Source organism: Burkholderia sp. L27(2015) (genome assembly GCF_009765705.1).
Lineage (GTDB): Bacteria > Pseudomonadota > Gammaproteobacteria > Burkholderiales > Burkholderiaceae > LMUX01.
Map to the genome: position 1 here is coordinate 197,335 of NZ_LMUX01000009.1, position 15,551 is coordinate 212,885.

The 15,551-nt window shown below is 59.8% G+C and carries 15 protein-coding genes and 1 pseudogene; 3 read left to right on the plus strand and 13 right to left on the minus strand.

What is annotated here, in order from left to right:
* Window positions 1-578, plus strand: a pseudogene (locus GSQ77_RS29390) (alpha/beta hydrolase); the annotation flags it as partial.
* Here GSQ77_RS29390 and GSQ77_RS05680 read toward each other — a convergent pair.
* The 4 genes from GSQ77_RS05680 to GSQ77_RS05695 form a co-directional block, all read right to left on the minus strand.
* The gene (locus GSQ77_RS05680) at window positions 539-1,402 is read right to left on the minus strand and encodes an ABC transporter ATP-binding protein (protein WP_158899927.1); all 864 of its coding nucleotides are present in this window, start codon (window positions 1,400-1,402) and stop codon (window positions 539-541) included. The pseudogene GSQ77_RS29390 and the gene GSQ77_RS05680 overlap by 40 nt on opposite strands.
* On the minus strand, window positions 1,399-2,163 hold the full coding sequence (locus tag GSQ77_RS05685) for an ABC transporter permease (RefSeq protein WP_254067461.1): 765 nt from the start codon (window positions 2,161-2,163) through the stop codon (window positions 1,399-1,401). Before GSQ77_RS05685 ends, GSQ77_RS05680 begins: the two co-directional genes overlap by 4 nt.
* A gap of 83 nt (window positions 2,164-2,246) precedes the next feature.
* Window positions 2,247-3,260: an alpha/beta fold hydrolase gene (locus tag GSQ77_RS05690; protein WP_158899929.1), complete on the minus strand. Its 1,014-nt coding sequence runs from the start codon at window positions 3,258-3,260 to the stop codon at window positions 2,247-2,249.
* Between the two features lie 44 nt (window positions 3,261-3,304).
* Complete coding sequence (locus GSQ77_RS05695) at window positions 3,305-4,288, minus strand: ABC transporter substrate-binding protein (protein ID WP_158899930.1); 984 nt, start codon at window positions 4,286-4,288, stop codon at window positions 3,305-3,307.
* A gap of 314 nt (window positions 4,289-4,602) precedes the next feature.
* Between GSQ77_RS05695 and GSQ77_RS05700 the strand changes: the two genes are divergently transcribed.
* Window positions 4,603-5,247, plus strand: a complete 645-nt coding sequence (locus GSQ77_RS05700; RefSeq protein ID WP_158899931.1) for a VTT domain-containing protein — start codon at window positions 4,603-4,605, stop codon at window positions 5,245-5,247.
* Window positions 5,248-5,259: 12 nt separating this feature from the next.
* Here the strand turns inward: GSQ77_RS05700 and GSQ77_RS05705 are convergent, their stop codons facing one another.
* The 9 genes from GSQ77_RS05705 to argB form a co-directional block, all read right to left on the minus strand.
* Entirely contained in the window at window positions 5,260-6,261 is a 1,002-nt protein-coding gene (locus GSQ77_RS05705) for a M48 family metallopeptidase (protein ID WP_254067462.1), read from the minus strand.
* Window positions 6,258-7,469 carry an AmpG family muropeptide MFS transporter gene (locus GSQ77_RS05710; protein WP_254067494.1) on the minus strand — a complete coding sequence of 404 codons (1,212 nt, stop codon included), beginning with the start codon at window positions 7,467-7,469 and terminating at the stop codon, window positions 6,258-6,260. Before GSQ77_RS05710 ends, GSQ77_RS05705 begins: the two co-directional genes overlap by 4 nt.
* Window positions 7,470-7,714: 245 nt before the next feature.
* Window positions 7,715-8,419, minus strand: coding sequence for a methionine biosynthesis protein MetW (gene metW / locus GSQ77_RS05715; protein ID WP_158899933.1), 705 nt, complete (start codon window positions 8,417-8,419; stop codon window positions 7,715-7,717).
* The gene (locus GSQ77_RS05720; protein ID WP_158899934.1) at window positions 8,416-9,570 is read right to left on the minus strand and encodes a homoserine O-acetyltransferase; all 1,155 of its coding nucleotides are present in this window, start codon (window positions 9,568-9,570) and stop codon (window positions 8,416-8,418) included. Before GSQ77_RS05720 ends, metW begins: the two co-directional genes overlap by 4 nt.
* A gap of 401 nt (window positions 9,571-9,971) precedes the next feature.
* Window positions 9,972-10,718, minus strand: coding sequence for a hypothetical protein (locus tag GSQ77_RS05725; RefSeq protein ID WP_158899935.1), 747 nt, complete (start codon window positions 10,716-10,718; stop codon window positions 9,972-9,974).
* Window positions 10,719-10,992: 274 nt separating this feature from the next.
* The gene (locus tag GSQ77_RS05730; RefSeq protein ID WP_158899937.1) at window positions 10,993-11,358 is read right to left on the minus strand and encodes a hypothetical protein; all 366 of its coding nucleotides are present in this window, start codon (window positions 11,356-11,358) and stop codon (window positions 10,993-10,995) included.
* Between the two features lie 761 nt (window positions 11,359-12,119).
* Window positions 12,120-12,905 carry a nucleoid occlusion factor SlmA gene (slmA, locus tag GSQ77_RS05735; RefSeq protein ID WP_158899939.1) on the minus strand — a complete coding sequence of 262 codons (786 nt, stop codon included), beginning with the start codon at window positions 12,903-12,905 and terminating at the stop codon, window positions 12,120-12,122.
* Entirely contained in the window at window positions 12,875-13,651 is a 777-nt protein-coding gene (locus GSQ77_RS05740; RefSeq protein ID WP_158899941.1) for a pyrimidine 5'-nucleotidase, read from the minus strand. Before GSQ77_RS05740 ends, slmA begins: the two co-directional genes overlap by 31 nt.
* 103 nt (window positions 13,652-13,754) lie before the next feature.
* Window positions 13,755-14,654, minus strand: a complete 900-nt coding sequence (gene argB, locus GSQ77_RS05745; RefSeq protein ID WP_158899943.1) for an acetylglutamate kinase — start codon at window positions 14,652-14,654, stop codon at window positions 13,755-13,757.
* A 261-nt stretch (window positions 14,655-14,915) separates the two neighbouring features.
* On the opposite strand from argB, the gene GSQ77_RS05750 reads away from it, so the two are divergent.
* Window positions 14,916-15,503, plus strand: coding sequence for a sigma-70 family RNA polymerase sigma factor (locus GSQ77_RS05750; RefSeq protein ID WP_158899945.1), 588 nt, complete (start codon window positions 14,916-14,918; stop codon window positions 15,501-15,503).
* Window positions 15,504-15,551: the final 48 nt, after the last annotated feature.

The following is a 15,551-nucleotide window of genomic DNA, read 5'->3' on the forward strand; positions in this document are numbered from 1 at the left end:
GCATGTTGGCGATACGCTATGCCTTGATGTACCCCGAGCAGACCGAGCAATTGGTGCTGGTCGACCCGATCGGCCTGGAGGACTGGAAGGCCAAGGGCGTCCCGTCGATAAGCGTTGACCAGTGGTACCAGCGCGAGCTCAAGACCAATGCCGACAATATTCGCCGCTACGAGACCGCTACCTACTATGCGGGCCAATGGCGCCCCGAGTACGAGCAGTGGGTGCAGATGCTGGCCGGTATGAACCGGGGCCCAGGCAAGCAGCGGGTGGCGTGGAATTCCGCATTGCTCTACGACATGATTTACACGCAGCCGGTCGTGTATGAACTCGGCCAGTTGAAGATGCCTACTTTGCTGATGATAGGCGACAAGGACAATACCGCGATCGGCAAGGACCTCGCGCCCCCTGAAGTGCGTGCGACGCTGGGCAACTATCCGGTGCTCGGCAAACTGGCCGCCAAGGTAATCCCGCACGCGACGCTGGTGGAATTCCCCGACCTGGGCCACTCGCCCCAAATCCAGGATCCCCACGCGTTCCATCAGGCGCTGCTGGGCGGGCTCGCTTTGACTTCCCGCTGAAACACTTCCAGCGCGCGCGCCTTGGTACTCACGAACAGCGGATCCGACATCGAGGCTGGCGTGCGCGGGCGCGCCAGATCGAAGCTCATGAATTCGGCGACGCGGGTCGGACGGCGAGTGAGCAACAACACCTTGTCCGCCAGAAAGACCGCGTCTTCGAGATCGTGCGAGACGATCACCATCGTGACGCCGCTCTTCATGTAGATATCCTGCAGTTTTTCGCGGATGAAGAGCGTCATTTCATAGTCGAGCGCTGAAAAAGGCTCATCGAGAAACAGCACTTCCGGGCGTGCGGCCAGCGCTCGCATGATGCAGACCGTTTGCTGCTGGCCGCCCGACAATTCGTACGGGTAGCGCTGCAGGTCAAAGCGGATTTCAAACGACGCGATCAGCTCGTCCACGCGCGCCTTCACCTCGCTCGCGCCAAGACCCATGCGGCGCAACGGATACGCGATGTTGTCCACCGCCCTGAGCCAGGGAAACAGCGCCTCACGATAGTTCTGGAACACGTAGCCGATCACGGTTTCCTTGAGCGTCTTGCCGTCGAACAGGATTTCGCCGCGATCCAGGGGAATCAAGCCGGCGATCATGTTCATCAAGGTCGATTTACCGCAGCCGTTCGGTCCGAAGATCGACACGATCTTGCCTTTGGGCAAATCGAGGTTGAGATCTTCATACAACGGCGCGCCGGCAAAGGTCTTATACAGGCCGCGCATGGTGATGTGCGTATGCGGTGCCGCTGGCAGAAAGCCGCCGCCGGCTCGTGACGAGTCCTGCTGCAAGCTCGCTGAGCGCAGCACGGGCGCAGGTTTGAACCAACTCATTTGCCGCTCCAGTGAATGAAGCGCTTCTCGATCAGCATGAAGACGAGATTAAGCGCGTAGCCAAGCGCACCGGTAACGAGAATCGATGCGTACATATCTTTGACATTGAGAATTTGTTGCGCATCGATAATGCGATGGCCCAGGCCGCTTTCTGAACCGATAAACATTTCGGCCACGATCACGATCACCAATGTGATGCTGATGCCATTGCGCAGACCGACGAAGGTTTGCGACAGACTTTCGAGCAGCAGCACGTCCCTGAAGATCTGCCAGCTATTGGCGCCCATGACGCGCGCGGCGAGGATGCGCGTCTTGCGCGCGTGCATTACACCGTAGGCGCTGTTGAACAGGATCACCAGGACGGCCGCGAAACTGGCGATCGCGATTTTATTCGCGTCGGTAATGCCGAAGATCAGCAGAAACAATGGGATCAGTGCGCTCGATGGCGTCGAGCGAAAGAAGTCGATCAAGAATTCGACGCTGCGATAGGCGGGCTCCGAGCTGCCCAGCGCGATACCGAGCGGCACGCCGATGGCAGCGGCAATGCCGAACGCGATCATGGTGCGCATGAAGGTGGTGTCGATATCGCCCATCATGTTGCCGTTCGCCAGCGCGTCGAACAGGTGATGGATCGTGTCTACCGGGGACGGCATCAGCACCTTGTTGACCCAGCCGGCTGAGACGGCGACATACCAAAACACAAATAGCGCGATCGGGCCGATAAACGGCAGCAACTGGCCAAACTCGAATTTCTTGGGCACGTTAGCGTTCCTGGGAGCACATCGCAGCGGCCTGATGCCGCATGCGCTTTGAATGATCTTGCAATGGTCTTGCCGCAGGGCCGCTACTGCGCGAGCAGTTCGGCGAAGGCATCGTCGATAAATTTGTCGTCGACCGGGTTATTCGCGGGCATGCCGGCCCGGTGTCCCCAGATCGAAGGAATGGGCAATAGGCGTGCATTGCGCATCGCTGCGACCTCGCGGCGATTGTCCTCGACCTGAAAATACAGATCGGTTTCGCTCGGCATGATCAGCGCACGGGCCGAGATGGCGCCCAGCGCGCGCTCGAAATCGCCGTCGTAGAGCGGGTTCGCGCTGATGTCGGCATGCTGCCAGGTCCAGATATGTTCGAGCAAATTGGCCGCGTTGCGTTTTAAGAAATTGCCCTCCCAGAAGCTGACCAGATAGTCTTCCAGCGAGCTGCAACCGACCTGCCGCCAAAGCTCCTCGCGATAAAAGCTTTGCGACATCGCCCAGCCGGCATATACGCGCCCCATCGCGCGCAGCCCGCGCTCCGGGAACCCAGTGAAGCGCCCATTCTGAAAATGTTCGTCCGCCGTCAGCGTCGCTTTGACGCCTTCGAGGAACACGTAATTGTGCGGCGAGATCTTGGCCGCCCCGCATACCACCGCGAGGCGCGGCACTTCGTTCGGATAGAGCGCCGCCCAGTGATAGGCCTGGATGCCGCCCATAGACCAGCCGCACGCCATCGCGAGCCGTTCGATACCGAACACCTCATGCAACAGCCGATGCTGGACCGCCACGTTGTCGGCGGCGGTGAAGTGCGGCCAGCGGGTGCCGTTGAACGGCGCCGCGGCATTGCTCGGCGATGATGACAGACCGTTGCCGAACAGGTTGGGGATGATGATGAAGTAGCGTTGCGGATCGAGCGCGCGGCCGGGGCCGACCATCCATTCGATATCGGTATGGTGGGCGCCGAACGGCGTCATGAATAGAATCGCGTTATTGCGCTCGGCGTTCAGCATACCGTACGTCTGGTAGGCCAACCGGGCACCCCGAAACGTGATGCCGGACTGCAACGGCACATTGCCGGCATCGAAAATCTTAAACTCATTCATGCGGGGATCTAGGTTAGGTGACACGACAGCGGCGGCCCTGGGGTTCAGGCTTTGTAAAGCATGGGCGCGGCGACGATTTTTCTGTCGAACACTTTGTGGTCGGTGAAGACATCGAAGAGTTTCTGGATCGACTGCACGTCCGAGGGTTTGACTTCGTCGTAGGTGATGTAGCCGCTGATCGGCACTTCCATGGCAACCGGGCCATCGATCGCGGTGTAGCCTTTGAGATGGACGTTGGCCTGCAAGCCCTGTTTGCGGACGTAGTCCACGCCGGCCGCGTAGCCCTTGAGAAACCCGGGCACCAGCGACGCTTTATCCTTGAATGCCGTGGTCGTGAGCGCTGCCGCGCCACCTACCCACGGTGTATTCGGATCGTCGAGCACATAGCGCGACACTACGCCCGCGCCCAGCGAACGCGATACGCCCAATTGACGTCCGATTACGCCGGTGGGCTCGAGGATGTAGGCGCCGTCCACCTGACCTGCCGCCAGTGCCGGCACGAGCTGGCCGATCGGCAGTTCGACCACTTGCGCACCGACGGCGCCGGCGTGTTCTAGCATCACTTTGGTTAGCGTGACGTTGTTGATACCCGGGCCGCAGGCCACTTTCTTGCCGGCCAGCTCCTTGACCGTTTTGACGTTCGAGGCGATCGGGACGATGATCTGGTCGAGCACATATTTTTCATCGGCAAAATTCAGGCAAACAAATTTGAGCAGGCCTGGCGATTGCGCTTCGGCTAGACCCAGCACGGTAATCGCGGTGCCGTTCGCACAACCGTCGATACGCCCGGCGATCAACGCTTCGGCAACCTGATTCGGGCTGCCGAACTTGACGCCCTCCACCGTGACACCCGCGGCTTTGAACAGCCCCAAGTCGAGCGCCGCATAAAACGGCAAGCCGGCGGCAATGGGCCAGTAGCCGATTACCAGTTTGTCGCCGGCGGCGTAGGATCGGCCTGTCAGGCCGAGCGCCGTGGCGGCCGCGGCCGATTGCAACAGACGGCGACGCGTGAAGTTGATATTTGACATGAGAGGCTCCTGGAAACCGGTCGAAGGCATGTGCGAAATCCGAACTACATAAGCAAGGACTGCGCCTGTTGAATGGAGTCGTCGACTGGGCTTCTCAGGCCTGGATGCGTAGGTGTCGTTGCGATTGTGTGTACACTTGCTCGCTCGAATATGGTGCGCGATCGTTGTGGTTCGTCGCTTACCGCACTCGATTGATGCGTGGTACGCCCCGGTTTTTCTGGCGATTCCGTGCAATGTCAGTGCAATGCATTGAGAGGCGGGGGCGCTTGCGTCGCCGTTAGCGAAAATTAGATTTCTAACTGATGGGCAGAGATATGACGCAGTGGACACAGTTGGTGCAACTCGTGCTGCATTTCGATCATCAATTGGGTGGCGCGATCGCGCAGTACGGTACGGCGGTGTATGCCATCCTTTTTGCGATCATTTTTCTGGAAATTGCGTTTATCCCTTTGTTCTTCCTGCCCGGCGACCCGTTGCTGTTTATCTGCGGCGCGTTTTGCGCGTCGGGCTCGCTGGATCTGCGTATCCTGGCGCCGGTCCTGGTGGTGGCGACGGTGGCGGGCAGCGCCGTCAACTATCGGATCGGTCGCGTGGTCGGGCAGCAGGTCTATACACGCGATTATCGTTGGCTGGATCGTGGCGCATTGGAGAAAACGCATCGCTTTTATGAAGCGCGCGGAGGCCTGACCTTCTTGCTGTCGCCATTCCTGGCGGTGATCCGCACGTTCGCGCCGTTTGTCGCTGGGGTGTCGGGCATGACCTTCGCCCGGTTTCTGTCGTTCGTGCTTGCGGGCGCAGTGCTGTGGGTGATCAGCCTGACGCTGGCCGGTTACTTTTTTGGGAACGTGCCCTTGATACGCGATCACTTGAGCGCGATCGTCCCGCTCGGGATCGGCATCGGCGTTGGCGCACTGCTGGTACTCAGCGGTTTGCGCGCGTTCAAGGCGCGCGGACGGTGAGTTTGAATGAACTCAGTCGCTCGATACTGCCGGATGCGCCGCCCGCCTGGCTGGCCGCTTGAGCGTTGCCTTGAGCTCGGGATACCCCACGCCGCTATAAGGCGGCAACTGCGACAACGGTTTGTGCTGGGTGCGTGCATACAGCGACAGCATGTCGCGCATGTGCTTCTTCAAATCGGCGATACGTCGATCGTCGAAGGGGCGGGCCTGAAGGAACGGCTGCTTTTCATGGCTATTGAGCTTGTCGAGCTTGGTCCATAGCGATATCACCGCGCGTGGATCGTAACCGGCACGCGCGGCAATCTCGGTGCCGATCACGTCGGCTTCGGTTTCGTCATCGCGGCTGTAGCCGGCCGTCAGCAACTGGGTGCCTATGCCTAACGGATTCGTTCCCAGCCCCGACAACCCGAACAATTGCGGCGTCGTGCGCGCAGCGATTTGCTCGGCTTCCTGCTGGCCCAGCCTGCCGCGCGCATGCTCGCGCAAGGCATGGGCAATCTCGTGGCCCAGCAACATGGCAATTTCGTTTTCGTTGAGCTTGAGCCGGTCGATCATCCCGGTCGTTATCAGGATCTTGCCGCCCGGCAGGCAGAAGGCATTGATCACGCGCGTGCGGATCACGTTGGCCTCCCAGTGCCACTGGCGCGAGCGATCGTTCCACTTGAGCGCATACGGCACCAGCTTGGTCGCGATCGTACGCACTTGCGGCAGCGGCGCCTGCTTGTCGTTGAGCAGATGGTTTTCGCGTTGCGCACCTTCCAGCACATAGACGTATTGTTCCTCGGCTTGCTGCTCGAGCATCTCGACGGGCACGAGACTGCGAAACATCGCGCCATTGCCCGCTTGTACCTCGCTGCTGGGGATCGCTACGGCGGGTGCCGCAGCTTGACGACTTGGCGCGGCGGCAGCCGGGCCACCGACCGCGGGGCCGGCAACAGCGGTCTCGACGACAAGGCCGCCGACCAAGGTCAGCATAAGCGCGATGCAATGACGCAGCACGTAAGACGGGTTCATCGAGAGCGGCTCCAGGGCGCGATACGGGGCAACAGAAGGATACCGGGAATTGCGAGAAACGCGCACATCAGGAAAAACTCCGGCCAGCCCACCCATTTCACCACGTAACCTGCGCCTGCGTTGGCGAAGGTGCGCGGCACCGAGGCCAGACTGGTGAACAGCGCAAACTGTGTCGCTGTATAGCGCGGGTCGGTGGCGTTGGCGATATAGGCGGTGAAGGCCGCCGTGCCCAGGCCCGCCGCGAACGCTTCAAGCGCGATCACACCGGCCAGCCCCAAGTTGGAGCGGCCGTGATAAGCCAGCCATGCGAAACCGAATATCGAGGCCCACTGCGCAAAGCCGAACACCCACAAACCGCGCGAGATGCCGATCTTCATCAACCACACGCCGCCGGCAATGCCGCCGACGATACTGGCCCAGAAGCCGGCGGATTTGGCGATCAGGCCGATTTCGGTTTTGGTAAAACCCAGATCCAGGTAAAACGAGGTCGCCAGCGACGTCGCCATGCTATCGCCGAGTTTATAGAGAAAGATAAACGCCAGCACCAGCAACGCACCGCGCCACCCGTCGCGCGCTATGAATTCGCGAAACGGTAGCACCACGGCCTGTTTCAGGTTCCGGGGCGGCGCGCCGTACGTGGCGGGTTCATCGATGATCAGCGTGGTGATGATGCCGGGCAACATGAAAGCGGCCGTCACGATAAACACGGTCGGCCAACTGACGTGGTCGGCCAAGATCAGTGACAGCGAGCCCGGCACCAGGCCGGCGACTTTATAAGCGTTGACATGAACCGCGGTGCCCAAGCCCTGCTCCCGATCGTCGAGCAACTCGCGGCGGTACGCGTCGATCACGGTGTCCTGGCTCGCGCTGAAAAACGCCAGCAGGACCGCAAATAGTGCGGCGGTCCAGATCGCCTGGTGCGGCGAGATAAAGCCCATCGCGGCGATGGTGAACATGGTCAGGATCTGCGTGAGCACCATCCAGCCACGCCGGCGTCCCCATGTGCGTCCCCAGCTCGGCAAAGCGGGCACGAAGCGGTCCATCAACGGCGCCCAAAGGAATTTCCAGGTGTACGGAAACTGGATCAGGGCAAACAGACCGATCGCCTTGAGGTCGACGCCGTCCGATCGCAACCACGCCTGCACCAGACTAAGCAGGACGAACAGCGGCAAACCGGAGGTAAAGCCCAGGAATACGCAAATCAGCATGCGCCGATTGAAATAGGCTTGCCATCCGGAGTGGGGATGAGGCGTGTCGCCGCGGGCGCTCGCAGTCGGCGTGCTGGCCGAGGCGTCCGGATTCAATTCGGGCATCGGCGGCCCGTCATGGTGTTACCTGGAGCAGCGGGTAGGCATGGTATGCGTCCGCCGTGATCGCTTCGCTTCATATCGAACCGTAAATCGAGGGATGGCTAAAATCGGGGCAGTGTATGGCGCATGGGCACCGCCACCGGCTACCGCGATGGTTTGCCGCGCCCCACTTCTTGCACGCGATAAACCGCAAGGCTACCACGCCAGTTGTGCCCCCAGCGGATAGTACGGCCGCCATGCAGGACACTGCGCTCGATAATCTCGATGCCAACCTCGGGCGCCAGCGCTTCGAAATCCTCGATCGTCAGTACCCGCACGTTCGGCGTATTGTGCCATTGGTAAGGCAGCGCCTTGGATACGGGCATGCGTCCGCGCAACACTTCGAGGCGGTGAGGCCAATAGCCGAAGTTCGGAAACGAGACGATCGCCTGACGTGCGACCCGTACGGTTTCACGCAGGATAGCAGCGGTCTGGTGGATGGTCTGCAAGGTTTGCGATAGGACGGCCAGATCGAAGCTCTGGTCTTCGAACAGACGCAGGCCGTCTTCGAGATTCTGCTGGATGACGTTGACGCCTTTTTCGGCGCACGCGAGCACGCCGGCATCGTTGATTTCAATGCCATAGCCAACGATCTCGAGTTCCGCTCGCAGGATGGAGAGCAGCGAGCCGTCGCCGCAGCCGAGGTCGAGCACGCTGGAGCGCGGCTCGACCCAACGCGCGATGGTGCGGAAATCGGCGCGCGGCGTCAGGCTATCGAAAATGCTTTGTTGGGACGCCGATTCATGACGGGCGGCCGCGGTAGGCACGGCGGCGGGTACAGCGGCGGCGGTGTCGACAAATTGGCTCATGCGCCGATCTCCGTGGCAATACGGTCATAGTAAGCGCGCACCAGGTTGTGGTAACGCGCATCGTCGAGCAGGAACGCATCATGTCCGTGCGGGGCATCGATTTCGGCGTAGGTCACCGTGCGTTTATGGTCGAGCAGGGCCTTGACCAGTTCGCGCGAGCGTGCCGGGGCAAAGCGCCAGTCGGTCGAGAACGATATCACCAGGAAGTTCGCTTCGGTTTGGGCCAGTGCCGCGGTCAGGTTGCCGTCGAACTCCTTGGCTGGGTCGAAGTAGTCGAGCGCGCGCGTGATCAGCAAATAGGTATTCGCGTCGAAGTATTCGGCGAATTTGTCGCCCTGATAGCGCAAGTACGATTCCACTTCGAATTCGACGTCAAAGCTGAACTGGTAGGCGTCGCCGCCTTCCGCGTGCACCTCGCGGCGTAGCGCGCGGCCGAATTTGGCCGCCATGTCGTCGTCGGACAGATAGGTGATGTGGCCGATCATGCGCGCCACGCGCAGGCCGCGGCGCGGTTTGATGTTGTGCGCGTAGTAATCGCCGCCGTAAAAATCGGGATCGGACAGTATCGCGGAACGGGCCACCTCGTTGAATGCGATGTTTTGCGCCGAGAGTTTGGGCGTGGAGGCGACCACCACGCAGTGACCGACCCGGCTCGGGTACATGAGGCTCCAGGCTACGGCCTGCATGCCGCCCAAGCTGCCGCCCATGACCGCGGCGAAGCGCTCGATGCCGAAGCGGTCGGCCAAGCGAGCTTGCGCGTTGACCCAGTCTTCGACCGTGATGACCGGAAAGCGCGCGCCGTAGGGCAGGCCGCTGCTCGGATCCAGGCTCATCGGGCCGGTTGAGCCGAAGCACGAACCGAGATTATTCACGCCGATCACGAAGAAGCGGTTGGTGTCCAGCGGTTTGCCGGGGCCGACCATGTTGTCCCACCAACCGAGATCGGTGGGGTCGTGTGCGGACACGCCGGCTACGTGGTGCGAGGCGTTGAGCGCGTGACAGACCAGCACCGCGTTGGAGCGCTGCGCGTTGAGTTCGCCATAGGTCTCGACCATCAGGTCGTAGCCTGCGAGCGTGCTGCCGTTTTGCAAAGGCAACGGCTCGGCGAAATGCATGGTTTGAGGTGTGACGATACCGACCGACGATTCCATAAACCCACCGGGTAAAAGCCAAACAAAGGCTAAAGGGAGTCGACGATGGGCGCGGGAACCGAACTGAATGGGCGTTGAGCGCTGCTGACGACCTCTTTAGCCGCATTTATATGAATCTGCATCCACAGGAGGAGGCAGAATTCACGCGCCCGCAATCGAGTCAGCAAATCGGCGCGTTTGGTGGCTAGTGGATGATCACTAGCGGATTGGGTACTTCGAATAACTTATGCAGTGGAAATTATAACGCAAACTGGGATGGGGAGCGGATGGCGGGGAGGGGGCAGCCGAGTGGCTGACGAATGCTATGGCTGTATGGACGCGGCGATGCGGCTTTGCCCATACCGCTGCGGCAACGACTGCCGCGATTCCAACGGCGGCATAAATATAGCGATGGCGCTTCATCAAAGGCTGGAGCCAGTCCCAATTATTCTCAGAGACTGGTCTATGTCCCTGCGAGCGGGTCCATTCAATAGCACGTCGAAGCGTTGGGCACCGCGTATGACGAACGCCATGCGCTGATTTGGGTCGGCGAGGTCGGCGCTCAAGATTCGCGGGAAAGCCTCGGCACGGTCAGCAACGCGACTGCACTGCGCGGCCAGCGTAAGCTGGATTTCGGCTGCAACGCCAGTCGGTATCCCCGTCACCCATGCCGCCTGATTGCTCTTTAGGAGCAATCGCATGTCCGGTCGGTTATACAAGACTTTTTGCAGAATATTCAGTTGTTCGTGGCGAGCGAGGCTTTGTACGCCTAGCATTACCTCGCCTCGCTCAATTTGCCGGAAGCCTTGCAAAATTTCGAGAAATGGATAACCAAATGGCAAGATTTTTGGGTCGACGGGCCATAAGACCTTGTCGGCAATTTTCTGCCGATCGAACCGACACGCCTCAAACCGTTGGATGCCATACCGCTTGTAAAACAGATGCAGCGGATAAATATCGAGGAATAGCGCTGTATTACCCAACGCCAACAAAGAAAGCATTTGCGAGGAAGCCTTCGCCATCACCGCATAGCCATCGCTGATTGTCGGGTCACCCATCGATGCACGCGAATAATCCTCCAATTCATCCGCCTCCTGCTTCAGCTTCGCCGCATGAAGCATGCCGCAGCCGACCTGCTTCGATGCAAAGGCCGCGAGCCCGGCGCCCATTGGAAGCGATTATCCGCGAGCCAGAGTCGTGCGTACGCGGCGTTAGTCCGCGCATTGCGCCTATACGGGTCTGTAATCAACTCACCCCGAGGTGCGACGACCGCTTCCGCTTCTTTTTGTAATTCCAACCACTTGTCTTCACAGGTATGGACGACTATTTCCTTCACCGTCTTGTCCGTGGTCGGCGTCAGCGTCCGGGTCGCGACATAAAACATCCTTTCGCCGTGCTCGCCTTTGATGGTCTTTGGAACGCCGCGTGGCGGTTGTGGGTCTCTCATGCCGCGCCCCCGAGATAGACATGAACGTCTTCTTCGGCGGCAATTGCGGCCGGCAGATGCGTGCGCCCTAGGTCATCCGTCTGGCCGATTTCTGGCGCACCGTCGCCGCGCTGTATCACGTAACGCCTATTGCAGATCGGCATGCCGTCCGCAGTGCGTAAGACGTAGCGATAATCAAAAGATGGCGGCTGCGCCGGGCGCGTTGTCGTGGCATTCGCTGTGTTAGCCTGCGCCTCGCCGTCTCCGTCATCGATAATCCAGCGTCGTCCATGTACGGGAATGATGCGAGGGCGTCGCTCGCATTTGCAGAACACAAGGTCGCCACCTAGCGCTTGCTTCTGCCCACGTTCCAAATCATGCATGCGCATCGTGTCCGGCGAACCCGTGCAGCTACGATAGGCCCCACGCTTTTGCACGCGTCGCAATAGGCTTTATGCCCGATGTAGGCTTGACCTCGGCTCCGTCCGTCTTCGCCTTCAATCGTGAAGTTTGACGCGCCCTCAATCACACGGCTATTGCCGCCGCTATCAAGCGGATCGCCTTCCACTGCGCTGTAGTAAATTCCCATGCTAATTTTTCCTTTGTTTTAAGTAATACTAAATAAATAGGGCATTATTTTTTCTTTCAATAATATAAATTTTGCCCCGTGATATCGAGTTTTTCCCGCTACAAAAACCATCGGAATATTCAGCGATCTGCGCTTGAAAACCGGTGCGTCAGTCACGTTAAAAGCTCACCGAGCTGAAGATGCTACATCGTTATATTTTCGGGAGGAGCTCGTCGGAGAAAATAGGATTTCATAACGGGCAGTCTCTGTCCGCATGCCCCGAAACGGAAGGGTTTGCATTCGCCCGGTCTGACACTGGAACTGCCATCAATGGCCCGATATCAGCCATGCTTTTTTGCGAAGCAGTCGCTCTAAAGCAATCGACCTATGAAGCCGTTGCAAGACTTAGTGGAGTGCTTGGGATGTGGTGGTTCTTTGAGAGTGAGGAGGGAGCTATCGAATCCGCCAGCCGTACTGAGCCGGTCCGTGGTCAGGCAGGCAACCCATTCCCCCGAACTAGAGGGCATCATTCGCCGCGCCGCCCTCAATCTCTTACACGAGGACGGGGACTAAGGCCTATTGCAGCATCAACCGCAATTGCGCATCCGCCTGCTCGCTCGGCTTGCGGATGAAGCCGCTACGCGCGTAACGCTGCCAGCGCCCGAGCACATAGCTGACCACCAGGTTGGCGCGCAACGCGGGATCGTAATCGGCGGGCAAGAGCGCATCAGTGCTGCCACGGCGGCCTGTGACGGCGAGCTTGAGCGCCTGTTTGAGCGAGGTCTCGATGCGATCAGTGAGCTGGTTCATCCGTTCGAGCAGACGTTCGTGTTCACCCACCAGCGCTTCCCCGGTCAGCACGCGCGTCATACCTGGATTTTTTTCGGCGAAATTAAGCAGCATCAGCGCAATGCCACGTACCTGCAGTACGCCCGAGGGTTCCTTCGCCGTGATCTGGTTGATCAGCGTGAAGACGGTTTGCTCGATGAATTCGATCAGCCCTTCATACATTTCCGCCTTGCTGGCGAAATGACGGTACAGCGCAGCTTCTGAAACGCCGAGCCGGGCCGCTAGAGCGGCCGTGGTGATCTTTTCGTTCTTGGGTTGCTCCAGCATTGCGGCCAGCGCTTGCAAGATCAGCACACGGCGCTCGCCCGGGCGAGCACGGGTTCGAGCCGCGGGCGCATCGTCGGGTAGGGTTGCGGAGCCTGCCGGCGCGACGGGTTGCGCGCCGCGCCGTGGAGTGGGTCGCGAACCGGCTTGCAACCCGGCTCGTGAAACCGGCTGCAAAGCAGGCTTTGAAGCCGATGATAGGTCTGCGGTTTTCGCCGCTAGCGTCTCACTTGAACGGGTGCTTGCCATAGGTATCGCCTCGCGCCAGTGCCTGTTTGCAACGATTTTAGAGAACGAATCCGGTGGTCCACATAATGCGGTCTGCCGCGACCGGTCAGCACGGCCTTGCCTCCCACCCCCGGCGGCAAATGACCGACCATCCACACCGTACGGATGCCCAGTCGCTTATAGCTTTTCAGATGGCCGCGCGTGTCCTCGACCAGGATCGCGTCGGCCGGCCGGATATGCGCGCGCCGCAGCGTGCGGCGCAGCATCGCCCGATCCGGCTTGGCGCGCCATCGCCCGCCGGATTGCATGTGTTCGATACTGATGACCCGCTCGAACAAGCGCTCGATCCCCAAACCATGCAATACGCTGCGAGCATACGCTTGAGGGCCGTTGGTCAGTACGATTTTTCTGCCTGGCAGGCGCCGTAACAACCGGCCCAAACCGCGCTCGGCCTGCAACAACGGCGCCATGTCCTCGAAGCGATGAACTTCGCGCAAGAAATCATGCGGATCGATTGCGTGATGCCGCAACAGGCCCAGCATCGTGGCGCCATAACGGCGGCTGTATTCGGCACGCAGGTAATTGGCGGTGTCGCGATCGACGTTGAGTATACGCTCGACGTATTCGGTCATCATTCGATTGATTTCCGGGAAAATCGCGAAAGAAGCCGAATGCAAGGTGTTGTCGAGATCGAATAGCCAGACCGGCCCGGGGGCAATATGGCGCGTGTGCAGGCTCAGGCGGCGTTCGGTAGTGGAAATAGGCATCGGGTGTTGCAAAATGAGGCGCCAAGTGCGGCACCGGGTACAAAAAACAACGGCCCGCAGCGCTTGCGCACGCTGCGGGCCGTTGCGTTCATGCTGTCGGATCTCAATGCGAACGGATCATCGTGCCGAAAGGCTGCTCGGTCAGAATTTCCAGCAGCACCGAGTGTTCGATCCGCCCGTCCACGACGTGCACCGAGCGCACACCGCTCTTGGCGGCGTCGAGGGCCGACGAGATCTTGGGCAGCATGCCGCCTGAGATCGTGCCGTCGGCAAACAGCGCGTCGATCTCGCGCGCCGACAAATCGGTGAGCAGGTTGCCTTCCTTGTCGAGCACGCCCGGGATGTTGGTCATCATCACCAGCTTCTCGGCGTTCAGCACCACCGCCAGCTTGCCGGCGACGAGGTCAGCGTTGATATTGAACGACAGGCCATTCTCGTCGAAGCCGATCGGCGAGATCACCGGGATGAATGCGTCGTCCTGCAGCGCTTTGACGACCGCCGGGTTGATCGCTTCGACTTCGCCGACCTGGCCGATATCGAGAAACTCGCCGGGATTGTCGCGATCCGGCAGCAGCAGCTTGCGCGCATGGATCAGGCCGCCATCCTTGCCGGTCAGGCCGACTGCTTGGCCGCCGTAGTGGTTGATCAGCATCACGATATCCTGCTGCACTTCGCCGCCGAGCACCCATTCGACCACTTCCATGGTCTCTTCGTCGGTCACGCGCATGCCCTGCACGAAGGTGCCTTGCTTGCCGATCTTTTTCAGTGCGTGGTCGATCTGCGGACCACCGCCGTGCACGATCACCGGGTTGATGCCGACCAGCTTGAGCAGCACCACGTCGCGCGCGAACCCGCGTTTGAGACGTTCTTCGGTCATGGCGTTGCCGCCGTACTTGATCACCACGGTCTTGCCGTGATATTGACGGATATAAGGCAGCGCCTCGGCCAGAATTTCAGCTTTCAGGGCGGGAGCGATCTGCGAAATGTCGGGAAAGTCGGACATGGGCGGCGGGCACGTAAGAAGGGGTACCGGGGACTGGAACAACAATTTGCCGAAATTGTACAGGACTCGCGCGCCGTGATACGTCATTAATACGTCATTTCTGCAGGTAGGGCGTTCGCCGGGAATTCTTGACCGGTTCAGGCTAAGCCGTGGGCAAAGCGCCCACGACTAGCGGCCCGTTTCAGGGTCCGATTGCGAGAACTGCCGCTCCCCAGTAAAGTGCGGATAACTTGGCTTATGTAACCGCTCATCAGGTACTCCATGACGGACCCGAAACAATACGAAGCGCTTCGACTGCAATTGGTCAAATTTGCGCGCATTCAGTTGCGGCAGGACGCTTCCGTCGAAGATGTCGTGCAGGAGACGCTTGTGGCGCTGCTGGAGCATCCAGAGCGGTTCGCCGGGCAATCGTCGCTGAAGACGTACGCGATCGGGATCCTCAAGCACAAGATCGTCGACGTGCTGCGCCGGGGCAAACGCGAAGTGGCCCTGCATGGGCAAGACGATGCCGAGGGTGATTCCACCTCCGCCGATATGGCCGAGTTCGACGCCATGTTCGACGAAACCGGGCACTTTCGCGAAGCGCCACGCAGTTGGGGCGACCCGAACGCCACGTATGAACAGAAGCAATTTTTCGAAATCCTGGAGCTATGCATAGAACGCTTGCCGGCCAAAGTGGCGCAAATCTTCATGATGCGAGAATGGCTGGGGCTCGAAACGGAAGAGATTTGTAAGGAATTGGGCGTGACCTCGACTAATGCATGGGTCATGCTGTATCGGGCACGCATGCGCTTGCGCGAATGCTTGCAGTTAAACTGGTTCGGCAATGCTACGGGCGTTGTTGCCTGAGGTTGTTGCCTGAGGTTGTTGCTTGACGCTTTTGCCTGAATTCGGGCC

Bases quoted from the DNA above. Each gene is read 5' to 3' on its own strand.
- GSQ77_RS05680 (WP_158899927.1), bottom strand. From the start codon at position 1,402: ATGAGTTGGTTCAAACCTGCGCCCGTGCTGCGCTCAGCGAGCTTGCAG.
- GSQ77_RS05690 (WP_158899929.1), bottom strand. From the start codon at position 3,260: ATGAATGAGTTTAAGATTTTCGATGCCGGCAATGTGCCGTTGCAGTCC.
- GSQ77_RS05695 (WP_158899930.1), bottom strand. From the start codon at position 4,288: ATGTCAAATATCAACTTCACGCGTCGCCGTCTGTTGCAATCGGCCGCG.
- GSQ77_RS05700 (WP_158899931.1), top strand. From the start codon at position 4,603: ATGACGCAGTGGACACAGTTGGTGCAACTCGTGCTGCATTTCGATCAT.
- GSQ77_RS05705 (WP_254067462.1), bottom strand. From the start codon at position 6,261: ATGAACCCGTCTTACGTGCTGCGTCATTGCATCGCGCTTATGCTGACC.
- GSQ77_RS05710 (WP_254067494.1), bottom strand. From the start codon at position 7,469: ATGCTGATTTGCGTATTCCTGGGCTTTACCTCCGGTTTGCCGCTGTTC.
- metW (WP_158899933.1), bottom strand. From the start codon at position 8,419: ATGAGCCAATTTGTCGACACCGCCGCCGCTGTACCCGCCGCCGTGCCT.
- GSQ77_RS05720 (WP_158899934.1), bottom strand. From the start codon at position 9,570: ATGGAATCGTCGGTCGGTATCGTCACACCTCAAACCATGCATTTCGCC.
- GSQ77_RS05725 (WP_158899935.1), bottom strand. From the start codon at position 10,718: ATGGGCGCCGGGCTCGCGGCCTTTGCATCGAAGCAGGTCGGCTGCGGC.
- GSQ77_RS05730 (WP_158899937.1), bottom strand. From the start codon at position 11,358: ATGCATGATTTGGAACGTGGGCAGAAGCAAGCGCTAGGTGGCGACCTT.
- slmA (WP_158899939.1), bottom strand. From the start codon at position 12,905: ATGGCAAGCACCCGTTCAAGTGAGACGCTAGCGGCGAAAACCGCAGAC.
- GSQ77_RS05740 (WP_158899941.1), bottom strand. From the start codon at position 13,651: ATGCCTATTTCCACTACCGAACGCCGCCTGAGCCTGCACACGCGCCAT.
- argB (WP_158899943.1), bottom strand. From the start codon at position 14,654: ATGTCCGACTTTCCCGACATTTCGCAGATCGCTCCCGCCCTGAAAGCT.
- GSQ77_RS05750 (WP_158899945.1), top strand. From the start codon at position 14,916: ATGACGGACCCGAAACAATACGAAGCGCTTCGACTGCAATTGGTCAAA.